The following is a 2,488-nucleotide window of genomic DNA, read 5'->3' on the forward strand; positions in this document are numbered from 1 at the left end:
ACATAGCGCAAGATGATTTCCATGTCGCGTAAGCAAGCGGCCATACGACGGCTGGTGTAGGCATTACCACCGGGGGTGATCAGTTGGGGCTGTTCAGCGAACAGGCTACGAGCGGCGTTGGCAACGATGGTGGAAGCGTTACTGGTGATCCGGTTAACAGAGTCCATCCGTTTGTTGCTGTCCGCAACCATGGCGCTGAGAGCGTCTAGTTGGGAAGAACTTAAATATTCGCCACGAGCATCAGCTTGGGATACTACCCGGGTGAATGCGTCAAACATTGTGACAATCTCCTAAATTTAAATGGGATTCGCTTGCAATTAAAAGGTTTTCCCTCTTAAGGGATTTCACGGTGAGCCTAGACGAGCCTTGACCGTGATTGTTGCGACCTACTTTAAGAAACCTGAAAAAACTTCATGTCTCTCTCATAAATCACCTAAGGAGGTTAAACAAGTATCCAGCTTAACTTTTGTCTGTTATCTTGGCCCCTCAAATTAAATTTATACACTGCTGTCGAAACTTTGTTTGTTACATATTATTAAGTTTTTTGCTGTCTTTTTGTAACGGTCACTTAACAATAACTCGATCGAGTTGGTCATCAATTCCTGACCATGGCTCAAAGCCTCTCACCGTCGGGAAATCAGAGACAGCAAGGCTTTAAGGGTATAAAGAGCAGCAAGATAAAAATTTTAAGTTTTTTTTAATATTTCCCCGCTTTCCCTTCCCCTATTACCCAAGGATTGCCCTTTCCAGCCCTCAAATTACGATGAAGTTTTGTAAAGAAGGGAGAGGGGCGTGGGAATTATGAATTATGAATTATGAAGTGGGGGAGTGGGGAGAATCAATAAAAAGCTGTCTCCTGACGACCGACGACCGGCTCCTGACCTTAAACTAGAAATCAGTGTGCGAAACGTTTAGGCATGAAATAGGGTTGAAATACCCGAAATAACCGCCTAGTAAGGTCTTCAGTCCCTTGACTGAATCTAAAAGGTCAACCTTGACCAACCTTATAACTGTTTATCTGTCCCGACGTTTAGTATCACCCGATACCAAATTATGCAAGGGAACTCAAGGTCAATACACTTGTAATAATCGTTACAAGTTGAGAGTAACGGCGATAGCCCCCCCAGATTCAGAAATCACAACTCTGGGACTGAAGCGGGGAACGGAAGGCACAGAGGCGAAACCTAACACCAGAATCGAGACCACTGCCAACCATCCACGATTAGGCTGGGTTCTGAATGTCCGACCTGAACCATCGTTAATTATCAGCAGTGAAATAGGTTGACACACTGCGTTCAAAAGAACAAGGGTTTGAATGTAAGGATAGAGTCCAGTAGGAGTCTATATGACGAAACCCTTGAGAAAGTAAAGGATTCGGGAAACCGGAAACCACTAAGACTACGAATGTATGGAAAGCTATCAATTGGGGTAAAATCCAAAGATACGTTTTCAAGCTCCAAAAGAGAATATTCCAAGCAGCTAAATCGGGACAGGATGCAAAGGCTAGAAGGTTGCAACGTCTATTAGTGAAGTCATACTAAGCTCGTCTATTAGCGGTAAGAAAAGTGACCCAAGATAATCAAGGAAAAAGGAACACTTAAAGCAAAACCGCTAAGGAGGGTATGGATTCCTAAACCAGGAAGGGATGAAAAACGCCCATTAGGAATACCAACCATTAAGGACAGAGCTAGACAAGCGTTGATTAAATCGGCACTCGAACCAGAATGGGAATCAAGAATGGAAGGAACCAGTTACGGTTTCCGGCTGGGAAGGTCTGCCCATGATTCAATTGCCAGAATCTACACAAGTATCCGTCTTAGTAATTACTTTGTGTTAGATGCTGAGGTTAATTTCGAGAGACAATTACGCACCTCCGCACGAGTGGGAGAATTACGATAGGGTTCTAGGAGAGTGCTATTTAGGGCAATTTGACCTAATAATCCTAGATTATTGACAGTTATTTGCCCCTCTGGATGAGGCGAAAAAAATAGAGCAATCTGTCGGGTTTCGTCGGTAATTTCTTTGCTAATTTCTACTTGGCCTAGGGGCGTTAACGAAGGCGGTCGGCGGTCGGCAGAGGGCAGGAGGTTTCATCAATCGAGGCGAAGAAAAAAACGGTAAGATTAGTTAAAGAAAATGATACAAATATATATTGATTAGACAAAAAAAGCTATAAGTAAAAGAAAAGTCAATCTTCCTCAGCCCCATGACGAGAAAAGAACAGCCCCACTCGTGGTTCTCAAGAAAACCCTTAACCTGGCAACAATCGCGGGCTATGTGGCGCGATTTATGGTTAGAAGCGTCCCTCGATTTTCCCTATCTAGCTTTGATTGTTAGTTCTTGTGCAATCGCTACCTTTGGCTTAGTCGCCAATAGTGCGGCCGTGATTATTGGGGCGATGATTATTGCCCCTTTGATGTTGCCGATTCGTAGTCTGGCTTTTGGTGGTTTAATTGGCAGTTGGCGATTAATTCGTAAGTCGGCCTTG

General features: G+C 44.0%; 3 protein-coding genes and 2 pseudogenes. 3 read left to right on the forward strand and 2 right to left on the reverse strand.

The window, feature by feature from the left end; translation table 11 throughout:
* The coding region (locus tag PX484_RS16095) for a bilin-binding protein (protein WP_502882756.1) at nt 1–278 on the reverse strand (278 nt) is incomplete at its 3' end.
* 716 nt (nt 279–994) lie between these two features.
* On the opposite strand from PX484_RS16095, the gene PX484_RS16100 reads away from it, so the two are divergent.
* Nucleotides 995–1,285, forward strand: a complete 291-nt coding sequence (locus PX484_RS16100) for a hypothetical protein (RefSeq protein WP_287668163.1) — start codon at nt 995–997, stop codon at nt 1,283–1,285.
* Between the two features lie 133 nt (nt 1,286–1,418).
* Nucleotides 1,419–1,848, forward strand: a pseudogene (locus PX484_RS16105) (reverse transcriptase N-terminal domain-containing protein); the annotation flags it as partial.
* Here PX484_RS16105 and PX484_RS16110 read toward each other — a convergent pair.
* Nucleotides 1,842–2,084 (reverse strand): annotated as a pseudogene (locus PX484_RS16110) (hypothetical protein); the annotation flags it as partial. The pseudogenes PX484_RS16105 and PX484_RS16110 overlap by 7 nt on opposite strands.
* 122 nt (nt 2,085–2,206) lie before the next feature.
* Here PX484_RS16110 and PX484_RS16115 point away from each other — a divergent pair.
* Nucleotides 2,207–2,488, forward strand: a 282-nt coding sequence (locus PX484_RS16115; protein WP_288104738.1) for a DUF389 domain-containing protein, incomplete at its 3' end; no start/stop codon positions are given.

Origin of the sequence: Microcystis sp. M49636_WE2, from assembly GCF_030065375.1 — a bacterium.
Lineage (GTDB): Bacteria > Cyanobacteriota > Cyanobacteriia > Cyanobacteriales > Microcystaceae > Microcystis > Microcystis aeruginosa_C.